The organism is Corynebacterium sp. MSK195, from assembly GCF_030228885.1.
Classification (GTDB): domain Bacteria; phylum Actinomycetota; class Actinomycetes; order Mycobacteriales; family Mycobacteriaceae; genus Corynebacterium.
This window is the reverse complement of the sequence record NZ_JASPGT010000002.1, coordinates 145,290-165,889: the sequence shown is the minus strand read 5'-3', so window position 1 is coordinate 165,889 and position 20,600 is coordinate 145,290. Positions and strand designations below refer to the sequence as shown.

The 20,600-nt window shown below is 57.9% G+C and carries 14 protein-coding genes, 1 pseudogene and 1 riboswitch; of the genes and pseudogenes, 11 read left to right on the top strand and 4 right to left on the bottom strand.

Annotation, left to right across the window (positions count from 1 at the left end; genetic code table 11):
* The 11 genes and pseudogenes from QP909_RS02660 to tuf form a co-directional block, all read left to right on the top strand.
* A partial coding sequence (locus QP909_RS02660; protein ID WP_284766036.1) for a putative Ig domain-containing protein occupies positions 1-1,647 on the top strand: 1,647 nt, incomplete at its 5' end.
* A gap of 85 nt (positions 1,648-1,732) precedes the next feature.
* Positions 1,733-2,251 (top strand): annotated as a pseudogene (locus QP909_RS02655) (DNA-directed RNA polymerase subunit beta'); the annotation flags it as partial.
* Between the two features lie 533 nt (positions 2,252-2,784).
* Complete coding sequence (locus QP909_RS02650; protein WP_284766035.1) at positions 2,785-5,517, top strand: Rib/alpha-like domain-containing protein; 2,733 nt, start codon at positions 2,785-2,787, stop codon at positions 5,515-5,517.
* A 476-nt stretch (positions 5,518-5,993) separates the two neighbouring features.
* Positions 5,994-6,135, top strand: a riboswitch (TPP riboswitch).
* The gene (locus QP909_RS02645; protein ID WP_284766034.1) at positions 6,125-6,739 is read left to right on the top strand and encodes an ECF transporter S component; all 615 of its coding nucleotides are present in this window, start codon (positions 6,125-6,127) and stop codon (positions 6,737-6,739) included. (Overlaps the previous riboswitch by 11 nt.)
* Positions 6,740-6,753: 14 nt before the next feature.
* Positions 6,754-8,181 (top strand): ABC transporter ATP-binding protein, encoded by a 1,428-nt coding sequence (locus tag QP909_RS02640; protein WP_284766033.1) that lies wholly within the window; start codon positions 6,754-6,756, stop codon positions 8,179-8,181.
* Positions 8,174-8,944: an energy-coupling factor transporter transmembrane component T family protein gene (locus QP909_RS02635; protein ID WP_284766032.1), complete on the top strand. Its 771-nt coding sequence runs from the start codon at positions 8,174-8,176 to the stop codon at positions 8,942-8,944. The genes QP909_RS02640 and QP909_RS02635 overlap by 8 nt, the downstream gene beginning before the upstream one ends.
* Before the next feature lie 26 nt (positions 8,945-8,970).
* On the top strand, positions 8,971-9,522 hold the full coding sequence (locus tag QP909_RS02630; RefSeq protein WP_284766031.1) for a nucleoside/nucleotide kinase family protein: 552 nt from the start codon (positions 8,971-8,973) through the stop codon (positions 9,520-9,522).
* Between the two features lie 232 nt (positions 9,523-9,754).
* Complete coding sequence (gene rpsL / locus QP909_RS02625) at positions 9,755-10,126, top strand: 30S ribosomal protein S12 (protein WP_005322866.1); 372 nt, start codon at positions 9,755-9,757, stop codon at positions 10,124-10,126.
* 6 nt (positions 10,127-10,132) lie between these two features.
* On the top strand, positions 10,133-10,600 hold the full coding sequence (gene rpsG / locus QP909_RS02620; protein ID WP_005322865.1) for a 30S ribosomal protein S7: 468 nt from the start codon (positions 10,133-10,135) through the stop codon (positions 10,598-10,600).
* Between the two features lie 323 nt (positions 10,601-10,923).
* Positions 10,924-13,053, top strand: coding sequence for an elongation factor G (fusA, locus tag QP909_RS02615; protein ID WP_284766030.1), 2,130 nt, complete (start codon positions 10,924-10,926; stop codon positions 13,051-13,053).
* Between the two features lie 392 nt (positions 13,054-13,445).
* Positions 13,446-14,636: an elongation factor Tu gene (gene tuf / locus QP909_RS02610; protein ID WP_284766029.1), complete on the top strand. Its 1,191-nt coding sequence runs from the start codon at positions 13,446-13,448 to the stop codon at positions 14,634-14,636.
* Positions 14,637-14,858: 222 nt separating this feature from the next.
* Here tuf and QP909_RS02605 read toward each other — a convergent pair whose 3' ends face one another.
* From QP909_RS02605 to QP909_RS02590, 4 genes are all read right to left on the bottom strand, one after another.
* Positions 14,859-16,553 carry an ABC transporter family substrate-binding protein gene (locus QP909_RS02605; RefSeq protein ID WP_284766028.1) on the bottom strand — a complete coding sequence of 565 codons (1,695 nt, stop codon included), beginning with the start codon at positions 16,551-16,553 and terminating at the stop codon, positions 14,859-14,861.
* Positions 16,554-16,664: 111 nt separating this feature from the next.
* Entirely contained in the window at positions 16,665-18,569 is a 1,905-nt protein-coding gene (locus QP909_RS02600; protein ID WP_284766027.1) for a dipeptide ABC transporter ATP-binding protein, read from the bottom strand.
* On the bottom strand, positions 18,566-19,558 hold the full coding sequence (locus QP909_RS02595) for an ABC transporter permease (protein WP_005322860.1): 993 nt from the start codon (positions 19,556-19,558) through the stop codon (positions 18,566-18,568). The genes QP909_RS02600 and QP909_RS02595 overlap by 4 nt, the downstream gene beginning before the upstream one ends.
* Positions 19,559-20,542 carry an ABC transporter permease gene (locus tag QP909_RS02590; protein WP_023020541.1) on the bottom strand — a complete coding sequence of 328 codons (984 nt, stop codon included), beginning with the start codon at positions 20,540-20,542 and terminating at the stop codon, positions 19,559-19,561.
* Between the last annotated feature and the right edge of the window lie 58 nt (positions 20,543-20,600).

Here is a 20,600-nt window from a genome sequence, read left to right as displayed (position 1 = left end):
GCCAAGGTTGTTGTTAAGGACAGGGATGGCAACAAGGTTGGTGATCCGATTGATGTGAAGATCACTGCGCCGAAGACCGATGCCCCAGACACCTCTAATGCTTCTGTAGTGCCTGACACTGTGACCGTAGTTGAGGGTCAGGAGGCTAAGCCGTTCGAGGTTGCTAAGAACATTCCTGAGGGTGGCAAGGTTGTTGTTGATGGCTTGCCGGATGGTTTGAGCGTTGATGAATCCACTGGTGAGGTCACCGGTACTCCGTCGGTTTCTGACTGGGGTAAGGATGAAGAAGAGCGCGATGTTGAGGTAGCTGTTTCTGTCACCGATAAGGATGGCAAGGAAGTTGCTCAGGGCACCAAGATTGTTACGGTTCAGCGTGATACCGATGGCGATGGCCAGCCGGATGTCACCGACACTGATGATGACAATGATGGTGCAACCGATGCAGAGGAAGCTGCGGCAGGTACCGATCCGAAGGATGCCTCCTCCAAGCCTGCTCAGACTGATGAGCCTTCGGTTGTTACCGATAAGGTAACCGTTGTCGATGGCCAGGAAGCTGACCCGTTCGAAGTTGCAAAGAACATCCCAGAGGGTGGCAAGGTTGCTGCTGAGGGTCTTCCTGACGGCTTGAGCATTGATGAGTCCACTGGTGAGGTCACCGGTACTCCGTCGGTTTCTGACTGGGGTAAGGATGAAGAAGAGCGCGATGTTGAGGTAGCTGTTTCTGTCACCGATAAGGATGGCAAGGAAGTTGCTCAGGGCACCAAGATTGTTACGGTTCAGCGTGATACCGATGGCGATGGCCAGCCGGATGTCACCGACACTGATGATGACAATGATGGTGCAACCGATGCAGAGGAAGCTGCGGCAGGTACCGATCCGAAGGATGCCTCCTCCAAGCCGGAAGCCAAGCCAGGTGATGACCAGGGTGCAACCTCCGTCGATAAGTCCGATGTGAAGGATGTAAAGCCTTCCGGTGAAGAGCAGAACACCGGCATCAAGGTGACCAACCCTGATGAAGGCACCAAGGTTTCTGCCACGGATAAGAATGGCAAGGACGTTCCTGCCAAGATTGATGACAACGGCAACGTTGTTGTTACTCCGGGTAAGGATGTTGAAGGCCCGATTACCGTAGTCGTCGAGGACGAAGACCTTGATGGTGGTAAGGCCGAGGTTGAGGTCGGCGTTAAGGACGAAGAGCCGGACAACCAGGGCGGTTCTTCCGACCTGCCTGACGGATCCTCCTTGCCGGGCCAGTCTTCTGGTTCTTCCAATGTTGATTGGAAGCGTTGTGCGCCGGCTGCTGCTGGTGTTGGCATCCCGCTGCTGTTCCTGATTCCGGTTGGTTTGGCTTCCCAGATGAACATCCCGGGCTTCTCCCCGTTGATGAAGCAGATTTCTGCACAGATTGACGGCATCAACCGTCAGCTGGGTGCGCAGACCGTTCAGTTCCAGAAGCAGCTGGGTATCTACAACGGTCCGTTGGCTCGCCAGGCCAACCAGATCAATGTGATGCTCAAGAAGTCTGGTGTTGACCGTGTTGCTGGTGGCGTCGCTTTGGCTGCTGCTGGTGCGTTGGCTCTGGGTCTGGTTGCAAGTGCTTGTTCTCCGAACGGCGGTTCTTCCAGCTCCTCCAGCTCCTCTAAGTAATCGGTTCCGTGTGGGGCCTTGGCCCCACATTTCCGCGCCAGGGGGAGGGCGTTAGCTTCCCGTCTACTAGGGAATGAGATGCTGCCGTACCCAGGGTGTGGCTATTCACGATAAGCACATCGAGATCATCATCCGCCAGATGCTGCGCCGCGGTACCGTCATTGATGCGGGTACCACGGACTTGTTGCCGGGTAACCTCATTGACCTTTCTGAGGCTAAGCAGCTCAATGCTGCCCAGGTTGCAGAGGGAGGTGAGCCGGCTCAGTTGCGTTCGGAGATTATGGGTATTACCAAGGCTTCCTTGGCTACTGAGTCTTGGCTGTCTGCTGCATCGTTCCAGGAGACCACTCGCGTGCTTACCGACGCCGCTATTAATAAGCGCTCCGATAAGCTCATTGGCCTCAAGGAGAATGTCATCATCGGTAAGCTGATTCCGGCTGGTACCGGTATTTCCCGTTACCGCAATATCTCCGTTAAGCCGACCGAGGCTGCGCGCAATGCTGCATACTCGATTCCGACTTATGGCGATTCCATCTATGGTGATGACGGCTTCGGTGAGTTCACCGGTGCTTCCGTTCCGCTGGATGAGGACTTCACCTTCTAGGTAGAAGCGAGGGCAGCAACGCCGTAATTGCTGCTTCAACAGAAAGCGTGTCTGGACTTCCAGACACGCTTTTTCATGTCCAAAACGGAGACAGATAAAAGGCAACGCATTGCTTTCCAAGAATAAAATTTAGGCGCCTTATCACATACTTAGCTTGGGTGAGGGAATCTTAAACCCCGCTGACTGGGAACATTGCCGAAGGCTGTGAATGTATACAACGTTAACCAGTGATAATAATGTATTTAAATGACGTCATAGCTTGCGGTGGCCGGCGGATTTCAATAATATGACAGGCTGAGGACAGTTCAGAATCAGCTAAAAGTCAGCTGCGCGTACGCTCGAGCACAGGTTGCCCGGCCTACTCCTGTTCTCTGATGTTCCCTAATTTTTCTTAAGGAAGGACTTTTCATGAAAATGAAGAGTTTTAACGGCGTAACTCGCCGTCGCGGCACTACTATCGCTGCCGCTGCTCTCTCTCTGTAGCTCTCGTTTCTCCGTTTGTCCATGCGGTCGCAGCGCCTCAGAGTGCCGCAGTGGCACAAGCTCAAGAAGCGGCAGCTGCCAATAATGCCTCCAACGCTCAAGAAGCAGACGCCATTGCAAACGGCTACATTAAGTCTGCTACCGACATGACAAATGCGAAGTCAACACTGTCCGGTCGCGCTTATATTGATGATGGTTCAGGCTTTGGTCCAACCGATGCAGGTAATTTGCCCGTGCCAGAGGGGACCACTGTCTACATGCAATGGATTGATAAGGATGGGGCAGTCTCTCCAGTCTATTCCGCCAAAACTTCCAACCAGTTAAGTGGTGATAAGACTTCCCAAGCGGGCCCTGGTGCATATGCATTTGACCTCCGAGAGCCGTGGACGGACGTTCATGGCAAGGAGCATACCTACACTGCAAGCACGGACCAGTACTACAAGTTGTGGATTAATCCATTCAAGGATGAACGCAATGGTGCTACGGTTTCTCCTTTCCGTCAGGTGGGAGGCTTCTTCCCTGGCGCGTTCCGTAACTCGATGGGCGCCGATCAGCAGGGTGCCTGGAACAGCATCGGAACCAATATGCAGCGCACTGCGGTTTTCATGCAGAATGAGGGAGATACCTCTTATATGCATAAACCCAAGGCTGAATGGGTTAAGGATGAGGACGAAACTCTGCCAAACCAGGCGGGCAATTTGGCTATGAAGAACCATGTGGGTGGTCGAGTTTGGCTTGAGACCCGCGATGCTCGTGTCGATGGTCCAGATATGACCGGTAGTGACGTGGCAGCTGCAGGGTATAACGTCGTCATGAGTGTACTTACCCCTGAGGGAATCGGCGCGTATGCGGCAAAGGTTGAAACACTTCCTGTGGCGCAGCAGCAGGCTGCTGCTAAAGAGCTGCTCGAAGAGCACCCCGAGTATATTGCCGAGACGGTAACCACAAAAACCGATGCAGATGGCCGGTATTCGCTCAAGTTTTCCGATGGCAATCTAACGAACGAGTCCAAGAAGTATCTGTACGGACATGTAGAGTCTCCGGACGGGAAGTCTACCCTCGCTTACTCAGGCTGGCGTCTCCCGCTGTTCCAGAGTCCAACGGCGAATGGGGACCGTAACCCACATCCAATTGCGGGAGCGAATCTCGTCGCAAACCCAATGTGGTACAACGTCAATTTCGCATTGGTACCTCGCCATAACGTTTCTCTAGACATCACCAACTATGACATGACCGAGAACCCCGCCCGCAAGGGCGATAAGCCGGTCTTGGATGTTAAGGGTCCTTTCCCAGTAACTCCGAACAAGATTGTTTGGAAGAAGAATGGTGAAGAATTTAAGACTTGTGAGGGCATCACTACTGAGGCACAGGCTAATCAGTGTGTGTTCACGGTCCCTGAGGACGCCGTCGAAGGTGATGTGTTCACTGCTGAGTTCGTAACTGGCGATGACACTGCAATCGCTGCGGATTCTTTCGTTGTGACGGAAAAGCCTCAGGCTGATGAGTTTGATCCGCAGGGTAAGGATCAGTCTGTAGAGGTTGGTGAGACTCCGAAGGCTGAGGATTCGATTGAGAATCCGGGTGACTTGCCGGAGGGTACCAAGTTTGAGTACAAGGAGCCGGTTGATACTAAGTCTGAGGGTGAGAAGGATGCCACTGTTGTGGTGACTTACCCGGATGGTTCTACCGATGAGGTTCCGGTTAAGGTCACCGTCACCGAGAAGGACACAGCTGTTCCTCCAGTTCCCGAGGACAAGGATTCTGATGGTGATGGTCTGACTGATAAGGAAGAGGAGGAGCTCGGTACCGATCCGAATAAGGCTGACACTGACGGTGACGGCATTAACGACGGTGACGAGGTAAACGGCACCAAGAACCCGTTCGATAAGGACGGCAACAAGGTTGAGGACGGTAAGCCGGGTGCTCCGACTGACCCGACCAACCCTGATTCCGATGGTGACGGCACCAATGATGGTGATGAGGTAACCGGTTCTAAGAACGACGGTGAGCCGACCGATCCGAATGACCCGGAGTCTAAGCCGGCTGATAAGGATACCGATACCGATGGTGATGGTCTGACCGACGACGAGGAGAAGGAGCTCGGTACCGATCCGAATAAGGCTGACACTGACGGTGACGGCATTAACGACGGTGACGAGGTAAACGGCACCAAGAACCCGTTCGATAAGGACGGCAACAAGGTTGAGGACGGTAAGCCGGGTGCTCCGACTGACCCGACCAAGGCTGATACCGATGGTGACGGCACCAATGATGGTGATGAGGTAACCGGTTCTAAGAACGACGGTGAGCCAACCGATCCGAATGACCCGGAGTCCAAGCCAGCTGACAAGGATGACGAAGGTTCGTCCTTGACCCCGGATTTGTCCTCTGGTTCTTCCAACGTTGATTGGGAGCGCTGTGCACCGGCCGCTGCAGGCCTTGGCTTGCCGCTGCTGTTCCTGCTGCCGATTGGTCTGGCTTCCCAGATGAATATCCCGGGCTTCTCCCCGCTGGTAAAGCAGGTTTCTGCTCAGATTGATGGCGTCAACCGTCAGCTGGGTGCACAGAATGCTGCGCTCCAGAAGCAGCTGGGTATCTTCAATGGCCCGCTTGCAAAGCAGGCTAACCAGATTAACCTGATGCTGAAGAAGGTTAGCCCAGAGGCTGGCCGCATTGGTGGCGGAATTGCTCTGGCTGCGGCTGGCGCACTGGCACTGGGATTGCTTATCAACTCCTGTGCTCCGGGCGCTGGTTCCTCCAGCTCTTCTAGCTCCTCCAAGTAATCGTGAGTGCGGGGCTGTTTAAAGGCCTGCACTCACGCGCCACGGAAAGGGCGTAATCTTCCCACCGATTAGGGAACGGTATTGGCCGTTAGCCCAGTACAGTCCATAGGGATTGCTGGTGCTAACGGGCTATCGTCTTTTATCGTCTGAAGTTCGAAAGCACCGGTATTTTGCCGGGCAATTGACTTCAAGACTTGACCCTGTGGGGCGTGCTGTGCGCCGCGCAGGGTCTATTAGTTTTGACTGGTTTAGTGCTCCGCCGTGGCTGACTGTCGAGGGCTTTGTGCAAACGTACGGTAATGCGCCTGTTAACACTGTGAGGGGCAAGTTTGCATTGTTGTACGAGCTAACCCTTTGCTGGTGGACGTGGTCGGGTGGCAGTAGGGGGTAGGCGTAGTGGAGCTTGCTAGGCTTAATACAGCTTTTGGTCAGGAATGCAGCAATGCCTGTGTGACTCTTGACTGAGGCTTGATAACTGCACAACTCACGGGTGCTTTTGCTTGCGCTGACGCTGAGGTCGTTGAGCAGGGTAGAGGCTGAGATGCCACAGGTGTTGTGGCGAACCGTTGAACCTGATCCGGATAATGCCGGCGAGAGGGAGGAAATTATGACTATTAATACACGTGTGTCCGCTGCCCCGAAGCGCAGCCTGAATTGGCGCGTGGTCGATATTGTGGTGGCATCCGTGTTGGGTGTGGCCTGTGGCTTTGTGTTCCTAGGGTGGAATGCGGTGGGCTATGCCTGGTTTGAGGCCATGGATGCCGTGACACCGGGTCTGGGGGGTATCGCTACGGGTATTTGGCTTATCGGTGGCGTGCTTGGTGGCCTGATTATTCGCAAGCCGGGTGCGGCCATCTATGTTGAGGTATTGGCCGCCACCGTATCGGCGGTGCTGGGCTCCCAGTGGGGCATTAGCACCTTGTACTCCGGCCTCGCGCAGGGCATTGGTGTGGAGATCATCCTGGCCATTTTCCTCTACCGTAAGTTTGGTCTGGGCGTGTCTATCTTGGCCGGCATGGCTGCCGGTTGGGGTGCTTTTGTTCTGGAGCTATTTCTCTCCGGCAACCTGGCGCGTAGCTTTGAATTCAAAGTTATTTACCTTGCTACGCTGAGCGTTTCCGGTGCTATTTTGGCCGGTGCGTTGGGCTACTTTGTGGTCAAGGCGTTGGCAAAGACCGGTGCTTTGGACCGCTTTGCCGCAGGCCGTGAACAGCGCGCTTAGGGCGAGTTGTTTCGGTGTCTGATTTTTCGACGCTGGCGGGAAACGCCACCAAGATAACCGCCCGAGGCTTTGGGTGGACCCATGCGGGACGAAAGCAGCCGGCCTTGGCCGATATTGACTTGGTCATTGAGCCAGGCGAGCGGGTACTGCTGTGCGGTGACTCGGGATCGGGTAAGTCTACTTTGTTAGCTGCGATGGCTGGAGTGCTCGGCTCCGATGAGGAGGGAACTCGCACGGGTGAGCTTCTTTTGGAGGATTCCAGCGGCCTGGTGGAGGAACCGGGGCGCTCCATCCCGGTGGGGTTGGTGCTTCAAGACCCAGACTCGCAGGTGATCTCCGCGCGTGTGGGGGACGACATTGCCTTTGGCTGTGAGAACCTGGCTTATCCACGTGAGGAAATTTGGCGTCGAGTAGCGACTGCCAAGGAGTTGGTGGGTCCTTTTGTACCGCTGGATTTCCCCACTGAGAGGCTTTCCGGTGGCCAAAAACAGCGTTTGGCGTTGGCCGGCGTCATTGCGATGGGTGCGGGTGTGGTGCTGCTGGATGAGCCCACGGCCAACCTAGACCCCGAGGGTGCGCGAGATGTCGTGCGCGCCGTGTCTAGGCTGGTGGAAGAAACCGGTGCGACGCTCGTGGTGGTAGAACACCAGCACGCTGCGTGGGACGGAGTGCTCGAGCGCGCGGTGGAGTTAGACCATGGGCGCATAGTCTCCGATGGCTCCTTCGCGGAGGTGGCCCAGCGCCGCCAGGTCTCCGGCCTGCCGCAGGCGCGACGCCTCAGTGAAGCCGAGCTTGCGCAGCGCGAACCCGCACTGTGGAGTACCGACCTCATCACGCGCTATGGTCCGCCGCGCACGATTGCGTTGCCGGCGGGAGCATCGACGGTCATTACCGGGCCGAATGGCGCGGGTAAGTCCACCTGGTTGATGACCATGGCCGGGTTGCTGCCGGCAGAATCCGGTGAGATTGGGGTGGCCGATTTCGTGCGTCGCGGGGTCAAGGGGCCGCCGCTGCGCTGGAAGTCGCGCGAGCTGGCGGACCGCATTGGCTTTGTCTTCCAGAATCCGGAGCACCAATTCGTCGCCCGCACGGTGGCCGAGGAGCTGCGGGTTGCGCCCAAGGTAATGCGCGTGGACCCGCCAGAGGAGAGGATCGCGCAGCTGGTGGAATCACTGCGGCTGGAGCATCTCTTGGAGGCCAACCCGTTTACACTCTCGGGCGGTGAGAAAAGGCGCCTGTCGGTGGCCACTGCCTTGGTGACCGCGCCGTCGGTGCTGCTCTTGGATGAGCCCACCTTTGGTCAAGACCCCCAGACCTTCGTGGAGCTGGTGCGCTTGCTGCGGCAATTGGCAGATGATGGCACCACCATCGCCTCTATCACTCATGACCCGCTATTTATCCAGGCCTTGGGGGATCACCGAGTGGAGGTTCACGGTGCCTAATCTTTTGCGCGGGGCTAACCCGCTAAGCCGCATCTTCTTGATGTTTATCTGGGTTACCCCACTATTGGCCTCCATTGACTGGGTTTCGGCCGCGGTGTCGCTGGCGTTGACACTGACCTTCGCCCCGCTGTGCGGGGTGTCGTGGGTGCGGCTTTTTAAATCCGGTTGGTTCCTTCTTCTCATAGCGCCGATTTCCGGTATTTCCATGCTGTTGTACGGCGAGGCAGGTGGCAAGGAGTATTTCAGTTGGTGGCTCATTGCGGTCACACAGAACTCGCTGACCCTCGCTATCGCCATTACGCTGCGTGTTTTTGCCGTGGCGCTACCTATGGTGGTCTTAGCCCGCGATATTGACCCGACGGAATTGGGCGATGCACTCTCGCAGATCCTGAAGCTGCCCTCGCGCTTTGTCATTGGTGCGGTCGCCGGCGTGCGTATGATGACGCTCTTCCAGTCCGACTGGCAGTCGTTGGGGATGGCGCGCAGGGCGAGGGGGCTGACGGACGTCGGCAAGCTGCAGCATTTGCTGACCATGTCCTTCGGGCTTTTGGTGATTGCGCTGCGCCGCGGTGGCAAGTTGGCCACCGCCATGGAGGCGCGCGGTTTCGGCCGTACCCCGCCTGGCGGTGGGAAGCGCTCGTGGGCGCGTGAGTCGCGGCTGCGGGCCCGCGATGGGTGGATTATGGCCTGCGGCGCCGTCCTTGCTTTCGTACCGGTGGTAGTTTCGGTACTCACTGGGGCCTGGAGATTCTTCGGCCTATAGACCGCGAAAGCAGTGATTAAGCGACCATGGACTTAGATAGCCAACAAGAGCGCCTTTTAGAGGACATCGTCAAGCTGGCCGCAGCCAGAAAGCGGGCCTTTAAGCCGGTGACCGTGCTTATCGACGGCCCCTCGGGCGCCGGCAAAACCTGGACCTCCGCCGCGCTGGCCGAGCGCACCAATTGGCGGGTGGTGCACCTCGATGAGTTTTACCCCGGCTGGCACGGCCTGGATAAGGGTTCCGATATGGTGGCCAAGCAGGTATTGCGCACCATGAACCCCGGCTACTGGCGCTGGGATTGGGAAGCAGGTGCCCCAGGGGACTGGGCCAGCTTGGATGTGCGCGATGATCTCATCGTGGAAGGCGTGGGCTCGGTAACCGCAGCCAATATTGCTGCGGCCAAGGAGAGGGGAGCGGTAGTAAGCGTGCTTATCGACGGCCCCCGTGACCAACGCCGCGAACGCGCCATCGCCCGCGAGCCTGGCTACGAGCAGTGGTTTGAAACGTGGGAGGAACAGGAAAAGGACTACTTTGCCACCAAGGCCGCCGCGGCGGACCTGGTCTGGGAATGGTCCTAGCAGGAAGAAGCCGCCGACCGCGTTTTGTATAAAGCGCGGTCGGTTTGCTACTCTAAACCTCAGTTCACTATGCGTGTCATAATGGCGCGCGGTGAAGAGTCTGATCCTTAACAAGGCACCGGCCTTGGAAAGAGTTCTGGACATGCGGCAGCGCCCCGGGAAAGAGCGCCCATTTTTGCATGTTTGGTTCCTTTCTTTTGGTTTCGGTGCGATTCGACAGAAAGACTGTTAAATGCCAACTATTCAGCAGCTGGTCCGCAAGGGCCGCCACGATAAGCGTAAAGAGGTTTCCACCGCTGCGCTGAAGGGTTCCCCGCAGCGTCGCGGCGTGTGCACCCGCGTGTACACCACCACTCCTAAGAAGCCGAACTCCGCACTGCGTAAGGTTGCTCGTGTTCGCCTGACCACCGGTATTGAGGTTTCCGCCTACATTCCGGGTGAGGGCCACAACCTGCAGGAGCACTCCATGGTCCTCGTTCGCGGCGGCCGTGTGAAGGACCTTCCTGGTGTTCGTTACAAGATCATCCGCGGCGCTCTGGATACCCAGGGTGTCAAGGACCGTAAGCAGGCACGTTCCCGTTACGGCGCAAAGAAGGGACAGTAATAAACAATGCGTAAGAATGCTGCTCCGAAGCGTCCTGTAGTCAAGGACCCGGTATACAACTCCGAGCAGGTAACCATGCTCGTCAACAAGATCCTCCAGGATGGCAAGAAGTCCACCGCAGAGCGCATTGTTTACGGCGCTCTCGAGGCTTGCCGCGAGAAGACCGGTACCGATCCGGTTGGCACCCTGGAGAAGGCACTGGGCAACATCCGCCCAGACCTCGAGGTTCGCTCCCGCCGTGTCGGTGGCGCTACCTACCAGGTGCCGGTTGAGGTCCGCCCTGACCGCGCTAACACCCTGGCACTGCGCTGGATGGTGACCTTCACCCGTCAGCGTCGCGAGAACTCCATGATCGAGCGTCTTGCAAACGAGATCCTGGATGCCTCCAACGGCCTCGGCGCTTCCGTTAAGCGTCGTGAGGATACTCACAAGATGGCAGAGGCCAACCGCGCCTTCGCCCACTACCGCTGGTAATTTCAGCACCCACATCAATGGCCCAAGCAACGAGAAACAAGTTTCGCGCTGGCTGCCGGCAGTTTTCCTGCCGCGGCAACACAAAACTCCATATCTCTTGCTTGGGTCATTTTTTGCCCTAATGGGTGTGATCTCTGGGCGGTATACCTGCCCAGTCCAGCGGCATCGTGGAGTGTCCAGTACACTGAAGCGATGGAAGTCTAGGGGCAGGCTGCCCCGAGGACGGCCAAATAGTGGCAAAAATATACATGACCTTATCCATGCAGGCGTCATAGCCAGAAACCTGGTCACGGCGTCGACGACTATTAAGTTGGGGTATAAACGTGGCACAAGAAGTGCTTAAGGACCTGAACAAGGTCCGCAACATCGGCATCATGGCCCACATCGATGCTGGTAAGACGACGACCACCGAGCGTATTCTCTTCTACACCGGTATCAACCGTAAGGTGGGCGAGACCCACGACGGTGCTTCCACCACTGACTGGATGGCACAGGAGAAGGAACGCGGCATCACCATTACCTCCGCTGCCGTGACCTGCTTCTGGAACAACAACCAGATCAACATCATCGACACCCCGGGTCACGTTGACTTCACCGTTGAGGTTGAGCGTTCCCTCCGTGTTCTCGATGGCGCCGTCGCAGTCTTCGACGGTAAGGAAGGCGTTGAGCCGCAGTCCGAGCAGGTGTGGCGTCAGGCTGCTAAGTACGACGTTCCGCGTATCTGCTTCGTCAACAAGATGGACAAGCTGGGCGCAGACTTCTACTACACCGTCTCCACCATCGTTGACCGCTTGGGCGCTAAGCCGTTGGTTATGCAGCTGCCTATCGGCGCTGAGGACGACTTTGACGGCGTCGTTGACCTGCTGAACATGCAGGCCATCACCTGGCGCGGCAAGGTCGAGACCGGTGCTGAGCCTACCTACGAGGAGATCCCTGAGGACCTCAAGGACAAGGCAGCAGAGTACCGCGAGAAGCTGGTTGAGACCGTTGCTGAGTCCGACGAAGAGCTCATGGAGAAGTACTTCGGCGGCGAGGAGCTGACCATTGACGAGCTGAAGGCCGGCATCCGTAAGCTGACCATCAACTCCGAGGTTTACCCGGTTTACTGCGGTACCGCTTACCGCAACAAGGGTGTGCAGCCGCTGCTGGACGCTGTCGTTGACTTCCTGCCTAACCCGCTGGACGTTGGCGAGGTTATCGGCCACGAGGTCGGCAACGAGGACAACCAGCTCACCCGTAAGCCTTCCGTGGAGTCTGCCTTCTCCGCACTGTCCTTCAAGATTGCAGCTCACCCGTTCTTCGGCCAGCTGAACTTCATCCGCGTGTACTCCGGCCAGGTCACCCCGGGTACCGAGGTCATGAACTCCACCAAGGGTAAGAAGGAGCGCATCGGTAAACTCTTCCAGATGCACGCCAACAAGGAGAACCCTGTTGAGCAGGCAGACGCCGGCAACATCTACGCAGTTGTTGGCCTGAAAGAGACCACCACCGGTGACACCCTGTGTGACAAGGATGACCAGATCATCCTCGAGTCCATGGACTTCCCGGATCCGGTTATCAAGGTTTCCATTGAGCCGAAGACCAAGGCTGACCAGGAGAAGCTGGGCAACGCCATTCAGAAGCTTGCTGCTGAGGACCCAACCTTCACCGTTGAACTGGATGAAGAGACCGGCCAGACCGTTATCGGCGGCATGGGCGAGCTCCACCTCGACGTTCTGGTTGACCGCATGAAGCGCGAGTTCAAGGTCGAGGCAAACATCGGTAACCCGCAGGTTGCATACCGTGAGACCATCCGCAAGAAGGTTGAGTCCATGGAGTACACCCACAAGAAGCAGACCGGTGGTTCCGGCCAGTTCGCAAAGGTTATCTGCACCATCGAGCCGTACAACCCGGACCCAGAGACCCTGGAAGAGGGCGAGTCCGCAACCTACGCATTCGAGAATGCCGTTACCGGTGGCCGCGTTCCGAAGGAATACATTCCTTCCGTCGACGCTGGTATCCAGGACGCTATGCAGTACGGCTACCTGGCAGGCTTCCCGATGGTGAACATTAAGGCCACCCTGGAAGACGGCCAGTACCACGACGTCGACTCCTCCGAGATGGCCTTCAAGTTGGCCGGCTCCCAGGTCTTCAAGGAAGCAATGGCCAAGGCTAAGCCGGTTCTGCTCGAGCCGATGATGGCCGTTGAGGTTGTCACCCCTGAGGAGTACATGGGTACCGTGAACGGTGACATCTCCTCCCGTCGTGGCCAGGTCTTCGCTATGGAAGACCGCTCCGGCGCGAAGGTTGTGAAGGCTAAGGTGCCGCTGTCCGAGATGTTCGGTTACATCGGTGACCTGCGTTCTTCCACCGCAGGCCGCGCAAACTTCACCATGGTCTTCGATTCCTACGCAGAGGTTCCTTCCTCCGTGGCACAGGAGATCATCGAGGAGCGCACCGGCGGCGCTAACTAAGCGCTAGCCCCCGTCTCCTCCGCGGTTTAGTCGGGCTGGTACTCTTCGCCAGTAGATGCCAGACCCGCCGCGGGGCGGGACAACTGGGCCAGGGTAGCGGCGGGCTGAGTTTGCAGCTTAGTACTCTAAGTTGTGAATTGAGCCGGCCGTTACCCTCCCAGGATCCTTTTAAAAGATTCTTGTCGAGGGAAATGGCCGCGATTTTTCGCGGGGTTACCTCCTATAACGGCGGTTTGAAAAAACCGCGACATAAATCTAGGATCGTGTAACTGGCACGTAAAGAAAGCGTCATTAGCGCTTTGCCCCACATACTGTGGGTCGGGTGCCAATGACAACTGTCAACCACGTGGCTGCGAAGGTCGTAGCCACCATATAGTCCAGGAGGACATACAGTGGCAAAGGAGAAGTTCGAGCGTACGAAGCCGCATGTGAACATCGGCACCATCGGACACGTCGACCACGGCAAGACCACCACCACCGCAGCGATCACCAAGGTTCTGGCTGACCAGTACCCTGAGGAGAACGAGGCATTCGCGTTCGACATGATCGACAAGGCTCCTGAGGAGAAGGAGCGCGGTATTACCATCAACATCTCCCACGTTGAGTACTCCACCCCGAAGCGCCACTACGCACACGTTGACGCTCCGGGCCACGCCGACTACATCAAGAACATGATTACCGGCGCTGCTCAGATGGACGGCGCTATCCTGGTTGTTGCTGCAACCGATGGCCCGATGCCGCAGACCCGTGAGCACGTTCTGCTTGCTCGCCAGGTTGGCGTTCCTTACATCCTCGTTGCACTGAACAAGTGCGACATGGTTGATGATGAGGAAATCATCGAGCTCGTTGAGATGGAGATCCGTGAGCTGCTCGCAGAGCAGGACTACGATGAGGAAGCTCCTATCGTTCACATCTCCGCTCTGAAGGCTCTCGAGGGCGATGACAAGTGGGTACAGTCTGTCGTTGACCTGATGGAAGCCTGCGACAACTCCATCCCGGATCCGGAGCGCGCTACCGACCAGCCGTTCCTGATGCCTATCGAGGACATCTTCACCATTACCGGCCGCGGTACCGTTGTTACCGGCCGTGTTGAGCGTGGCCGTCTGAACGTCAACGAGGACGTTGAGATCATCGGTATCCAGGAGAAGTCCCAGACCACCACCGTTACCGGTATCGAGATGTTCCGCAAGATGATGGACTACACCGAGGCTGGCGACAACTGTGGTCTGCTTCTGCGTGGTACCAAGCGTGAGGACGTTGAGCGTGGCCAGGTTGTTATCAAGCCGGGCGCTTACACCCCGCACACCAAGTTCGAGGGTTCCGTCTACGTCCTGAAGAAGGAAGAGGGCGGCCGCCACACCCCGTTCATGAACAACTACCGTCCGCAGTTCTACTTCCGTACCACTGACGTTACCGGTGTTGTTAACCTGCCAGAGGGCACCGAGATGGTTATGCCTGGCGACAACGTTGAGATGTCCGTTGAGCTCATCCAGCCGGTCGCTATGGACGAGGGCCTGCGCTTCGCTATCCGCGAGGGCTCCCGCACCGTCGGCGCTGGCCGCGTTACCAAGGTTATCGAGTAATCGATACCCCGTAACCGCTCAGTAGAGCTTTAAAGAGTCCGCTCCACCTTCGGGTGGGGCGGATTTTTTGATCTCGCGCCATCGGAGGTGTGCGCAGAGCTACCGCGAGTAATTGATGCCGCCTGCGTGGACTTTTGCGGGCAGAAGAAAGCCTCCCGCGGCATAGACTGTTCGGGATGCCGCGGGAGGCTTGAGCGTATTGCCCTAGTGACCTTTGTGCTCTTACTTCTCCCAGCCGATATCTTCCTTGGGGAGGATAGCGAAGCCGTTGGCGCCATAGTTGGCCAGGCCCTTCTTCACACCGACCATCTGTGGGCCGTTGGCGAAGGGGAGGATGCCGTATTGACCAAAGGCCTCAGACTCTAGTTCATTGACGCGGTCGATCTGCTCGTCCTTGGTTGGCAGGTTCTGCAGCTCCTCAATCTTCTTATCGAATTCCTTGGTGCCGGTGCTCGACATGTTCAGCGTGGAATCGCTGGCGTAGGTCTGGCCAAAGTAAGCGACGCCAAACGGGTCAGAGGAGGCAAACGCGGAAAGGAAGAGGTCGAAATCTCGCTCCGAGGTTACCTTGGAGAACTCGGACGAAGGGCGCTCTTCAATCTTGAGGTCAACGCCGACGTCCTTGAGCATCTTTTGCACCGCCGCGGCGAGGGACTTCGACACTTCGTCATCGCCGATGAGGATATAACGCAGGGAGAGCTTCTCGCCGTCCTTAGCGTAGATGCCATCATCGCCTTGCTGGTAGCCGGCGTCCTCTAGGAGTTTCTTGGACTGCTCAGGATCAAACTTGATGACGTCCTTGATGTTGTCTTTGTAGCCCTCCTGGGTGGAGTAGAGGGTAAGGGAGCCCGGCATTTCCTCTTCGTAGCCCAGGCCGTTATAGCGGATTTCGGCCAGCTGATCGCGGTCGATGGCGGAGAAGACGGCGTGGCGTACATCCTCGTCCTTGAGCTGTGGTGCCTTGGAATTGAGGGTGAAGATGACGTTGGCGGGGCGCAGTGCGGCACGGATGTCGATGGCATCGCCCATCTCGCCGGCAATGGTGAGGCTGTTCTTATCGGCCACACCGGCGGCATCAATTTCGCCGGCTTGGAAAGCGTTGATGGTGGCCTGGGATTCCATGACGCGGAAGCTGACCTTCTTCAGCTTCGGCTTATCGCCCCACCACTTTTCGTTGGGCACGAGGGTGAGGGTGCCGCCCTTGAAGTCCACGTTGTCGACCTTGAACGGGCCGGCGCCGTATTGCGGGTTCAGCTTGCCAAGATACGCCTTGTCAAACTTCTCTGGGCTGTCGATGGCGGGGTGGAGAAGCTCGTTGAAGAGGCCCTGCCACCACGGGTAGGGGCCGTCGAAAGTGACAACGACGTCCTTGTCGGTATCGCCCTTTTCTACGGAGGTAATGCGCTCGAAGCCATCGGTGGCGTTTACCTGGACGTCTTCATCCTTACCGTTGTTGAAGCGCCAGGTATTGTCAAAGGCCTTCCAGTCAATAGGCGTGCCGTCGTTGAAGGTGGCATCCTTGTTGACCTTGAAGGTGACGACGGTGTTCTCGCCCTTCTTATCTTCCTTGACATCATCGATGTAGTCGGGGTTTGGGGTGTAGTTTCCCTCGCCGTCGTATAGCGCCAGCTGTGGGTTGTACCAGCCCCAGACCTTGCGGGTATCGGCGGTCATGTTGGCGTGGAACATGTTTTGTTGCTCGGTGAGTTCATCGAGAGCGAGGGTGAGCTCGCCGTCGTCCTTGAGCTCGTCGCGGGACTTTTCGTTGTAGTCGCCAGCCGGATTAACCTCGATGTCGAGGCCGCCGACTGCCTTGGAGGAGTCGCCGTCCGAGTTAGCGGCGCAGCCGGTGAGGGCGAGGGCTGCGGCGGAGAGGGTAGCTACGGTAGCAATCCGGAAGCGGGTGAACTTTTTCATGGTCGGGTTTCTCCTTGAGTGAGAGGAAAGTGAAGGATGCGGTAGCGGGGTAAGCTGCCGCAGCACTTCAGGTGTGAGGTTAACTATATATAACGCGGACTGTGTGTCGAATCACTTTTGCGAAATTGGTGAGGCATTAGTTGGACCGGGGTTGCGTCGCCTGCGGGCAGCCTCCGGATCCGGAATCGGAATGGCATCCAGGAGCTTCTTGGTGTAGTCCGCTTGAGGGTTCTCGAAGATCTCATCGGTTGGCCCAGACTCCACAAACTGACCCTTGTACATGACGGCCACCCTGTCTGAAAGGTGGCGCACCACGGACAGGTCATGGGCGACGAAAAGGTAGGATAGGCCCAGCTTTCGTTTGAGATCCTCGAGCAGGTTGATAACACCAGCCTGGATGGAAACGTCGAGCGCGGAGACGGGCTCGTCCAACACCAACACCGAAGGGTTCGTGGCCAGCGCGCGGGCGAGGCCGATGCGCTGGCGTTGCCCGCCGGAAAAGTGGCTGGGGAAGCGATCCAGCTGAGAGGAGTCCAAACCGACAAGGCCCATGAGCTCGTTCACGCGGGCGTCCACGTCGCCGTCGTAGCCTAGGGAGTTGAGCGGTTCGGCGATGACCTCGCGCACGGTCAGGCGCGGGTTGAGGGAGCTCATCGGATCCTGGAAGACAATCTGGATGTCCTTGCGGGCCTCGCGGCGCTCGGAATTGCTCATCCCGGCCGCGTCCTTCCCGTTGAGCACTACCGCGCCGTTTTCGGGCTTTAAGTCCATGATTTCTAGCAGGGTGGTGGTCTTACCGCAGCCAGACTCGCCTACGATGGCCATGCATTCGCCCTTGCGAATATCAAAGGTGAGGCCGTCCACTGCCTTGACCGTGCCCACGCGGCGCTTGACCAGTGCGCCCTTGGTAAGCGGGAATTCCTTGCGCAGGTCCGTGACCTCCAAGGTGGTGGGACGCTCCTCGCGGGGGATACCGGCCATGACGTCCTCCGCGAGCTGCGGGGGCTTGAACATGAGCTCGCCGCCGATTTTGCGGTCGTGGATCTCGGGCGCGCGCAGGCAGGCGCTTTGGTGCGTGGGGGCGTCGTCAAGCGGGATAAGCGGCGGCTCGCCGTCGGAGCAGGCGGGCTGCGCTACGGGGCAGCGCGGGGCAAACTGGCAGCGCTGCTTGAGGTCCACCAGCACCGGCGGGCTGCCCACGATGGGCGTGAGCGGCTCTTCTGCCGATACGTCTGGGCGCGGCGTGGATCCGAGCAGACCCACGGTATAGGGCATGCGGGGTTGGGAGAAAATGGTATCCACATCGCCGCGTTCCACGGGCCGGCCGGCGTACATGACCATGACATCATCGGCCGTTTCTGCCACCACGCCCATGTCATGGGTAATCATGATGGTGGCGGCGCCGGTTTCGCGCTGGGCGAGCTTAATAACGTCCAAAATCTGTGCCTGAATGGTCACATCCAGCGCGGTCGTGGGCTCATCGGCGATGAGCACGCGCGGATTATTGGCAATTGCGATGGCAATGACCACGCGCTGGCGCATGCCGCCCGAGAACTCGTGTGGGAAAGACTTCAGGCGCAGGTGCGGATCGGGGATGCCCACGAGGTCGAGCAGCTCCGTGGCCTCTTTGAGGGCCTGCTTCTTGCCGACGTCCCTATGGGCCTGAATTGCCTCCACCAACTGCGATCCAATATCGAAGACCGGGGTGAGCGCGGAGAGCGGATCCTGGAAGATCATGCCTATGCCGTTGCCACGGATCTCGGACATCTGTTTGTCGCTGAGGCCGAGAAGCTCGCGGCCGTCGAACTTTACGGACCCGGTGATCTTCGCGTAGTCCGGCAAAAGCCCCATGATGGACATGGAGGTCACGGACTTACCGGAACCTGATTCGCCCACGATGCCGAGCGTGCGGCCAGGGTAGAGATCAAAATCCACTCCACGGACCGCGGAGACGGATCCGGCTTCGGACGGGAAGTTAACGCGCAGGTCTTTGACGGATAAGACGGGCGAGGTCATGCTTTACCTCCGGAATTTGAGTTGGGGTCGAGCGCATCGCGTAGGCCATCGCCAATGAAAGCCATGGACACGGTGAGCAAGGTCAAGGTTGCGGCAGGGAAGTAGAACAGCCACGGAGAGGATTGCACGGCGGCGGTGCCGCCCTGCAGGAGGGTGCCGAGGGAGACGTCGGGAAGCTTGACGCCCAACCCCAGGAAGGACAGGGCCGTCTCGGAGCCCACGGTGCCCACCACGCCGAAGACGAACTGGATGATGAGCAGCGAACCAATATTGGGAATGACGTGGCGCACGATGGTGCGCAGCTTGGACACGCCCATGTAGCTTGCCGCGCGGACGTAGTCTTGCTCGCGCACCGTAAGCGCCAGCGACCAAATCACGCGGGCCTGGTACATCCAGCCAAAGAGGATGAGCACAACGATAAGCAGCTTCCAATCGCCGCCGGAATCCGCCACCACCAGTGCGATCAGCAGGAAGGTAGGGATGGACAGCAGGAAGTGAATGACCGCCAGCACCGCCTTTTCGGCAATGCCTCCCCACAAGGCTGCAGCGGATCCAATGAACGCGGAGATGACCAAGGTAGCCAGGGATACCACGATGGCGATGGTCAGGGACCTGCCTAAACCGTGAATGGTCTGGGCATAAAGGTCATTGCCGGTGTCATTCGTGCCAAACCAGTGCTCGGGGCTCGGCGGTTCCGATAGTGCAAGGAAGTCCGGCTCGGTGTAGTCCCACTTGGCAAAGAAGCCGCCAAAAAGCGCCGCAAGGACCAAGAAAGCCAGGATGATAAGGCCCAGGGTGGCGAGCTTATTGCGGAAGAAGCGGCGCAGGTACAGCTTGTAGCGCGAGGTGCCACGAGGCATTTGCTCCAGGGTGGCTACCTGCTCGGCCTCGGCGGGGGAGAAGGGGTCTCCCGAAGTGACCTCGCTGTGTGCGGTGATTTCCCCGCGCGGTTCCTGCTTGAAATAGTTGCGGTCTTTAGATGGGGTCATTTAACTCACCCTCACTCGTGGATCAAGCGCGACGACAACCAGGTCCGCTAATACCGCGGAGATGGCCGTCATGGCGGCGCCAAAGGCAGCGACAGCCGCTGCACCGTTGACGTCGTTCTTGCTAATGGTCTCGATGAAGTACTGGCCCATGCCGTTCCAGCCAAAGATGCGCTCGGTCATCACCGCACCGGTGAAGATGCCCGGGATGGAAAAAGCCACCGAGGTTGCCACCGGGATGATGGAGGTGCGCAGTGCGTGCTTGCGAATCGCCTGTTGGCGGGTCAAGCCCTTAGCGCGGGCGGTGCGCACATAGTCCGCATCCAAGTTATCCAGCAGCAAGGTGCGCTGGGTCATGTGATAGCTGGCGTAGCTAATGAAGACCAGTGAAATGGTGGGAAGAATCAAGTGCTGTGCGGAGTCCACCAGCTTGGGAAAGAAACCTTCCACGTCCAGCGAATGGGAGCCGACGACATAGAAAATCTTCTTGCCGCTGAGCTCGTTGATTTTCAGTGCGCCCCACACCACGGCGATGGACGCCACCACTACGTGGGTGTTCATCGCGATGATGGAGATGCCCTGCCAGATGCGGTCGCCGGTCTTGTACTGGCGCGAAGCGGTGTAAACGCCCACGGCCACGCCGATGAGAATGGACAAAATGGTGGAGAGTAAGAGCAGCTGCGCGGAAACCCAGATGCGGTAGCTAATTTCTGAATTCACCACCTCGCCCACCGGGGATTGGCCCCAGTCCCATTTGGTGAGGATATTGGTCAGCCAGGTCCACCAGCGTTGCACAAGTGGGGTATCGGGGCTGAGGTTATAGGGCTCGAGGAGGCTATTGATTTCCTCCGGTGAAAGCGGTGGTCGGCGGCCGGTGTAGTTGGACCGTGGGTCCAGGAAGCTGGCCGCCAAGAGATAGGCGAGGTTGGTAGCCAAAAAGATCATGAGTAACCAGCCCAAGGTCTTTTTGATCAGATATTTAGTCATAGAGATTCTCCGTGCGCGGTTAAGCAGGAAACGGGGTGCAAAGGTGTATCCAACGAGC

Excerpts from the sequence above, each read along its gene's own strand:
- QP909_RS02645 (WP_284766034.1), top strand. The coding sequence starts at position 6,125 with ATGACTATTAATACACGTGTGTCCGCTGCCCCGAAGCGCAGCCTGAAT.
- QP909_RS02630 (WP_284766031.1), top strand. The coding sequence starts at position 8,971 with ATGGACTTAGATAGCCAACAAGAGCGCCTTTTAGAGGACATCGTCAAG.
- rpsL (WP_005322866.1), top strand. The coding sequence starts at position 9,755 with ATGCCAACTATTCAGCAGCTGGTCCGCAAGGGCCGCCACGATAAGCGT.
- rpsG (WP_005322865.1), top strand. The coding sequence starts at position 10,133 with ATGCGTAAGAATGCTGCTCCGAAGCGTCCTGTAGTCAAGGACCCGGTA.
- QP909_RS02605 (WP_284766028.1), bottom strand. The coding sequence starts at position 16,553 with ATGAAAAAGTTCACCCGCTTCCGGATTGCTACCGTAGCTACCCTCTCC.
- QP909_RS02600 (WP_284766027.1), bottom strand. The coding sequence starts at position 18,569 with ATGACCTCGCCCGTCTTATCCGTCAAAGACCTGCGCGTTAACTTCCCG.
- QP909_RS02595 (WP_005322860.1), bottom strand. The coding sequence starts at position 19,558 with ATGACCCCATCTAAAGACCGCAACTATTTCAAGCAGGAACCGCGCGGG.
- QP909_RS02590 (WP_023020541.1), bottom strand. The coding sequence starts at position 20,542 with ATGACTAAATATCTGATCAAAAAGACCTTGGGCTGGTTACTCATGATC.